Genomic DNA, 319 nt, shown 5'->3' on the forward strand with positions numbered 1-319 from the left:
GATCAGGCCCGGCAGCACGGTGCGGCCGTCGAGGTCGACGACCTTCGTCGCGCGGCCGGCAAGCGGCATGACGTCCGCGTTGCCACCGACCGCGACGAAACGGCCGTCCTTGATCGCGACGGCCGTCGCGACCGGGTTCGCACGATCGAGCGTCGTGATGCGCCCGTTATGCAGGATGAGATCGGGTTGAGTGTCGGTAACGCTCATCAATGTGTCCTCGATGCAATCAGAAGCCGAGCCAGTGACGGACCGGTGCGACGGCCGCAACGCCGATCAGCATGCCGGCCAGCCCGACCAGTGCAATCAGCGGCGGTGCGGG

At 67.4% G+C, this 319-nt stretch carries 1 protein-coding gene and 1 pseudogene; both read right to left on the bottom strand.

Annotation, left to right across the window (positions count from 1 at the left end; genetic code table 11):
* A pseudogene (locus PI86_RS15625) lies at positions 1-207 on the bottom strand (amidohydrolase); the annotation flags it as partial.
* Positions 208-226: 19 nt separating this feature from the next.
* A partial coding sequence (locus tag PI86_RS15630; protein WP_039324505.1) for a DUF1427 family protein occupies positions 227-319 on the bottom strand: 93 nt, incomplete at its 5' end.

This window comes from Burkholderia sp. A9 (genome assembly GCF_000801975.1).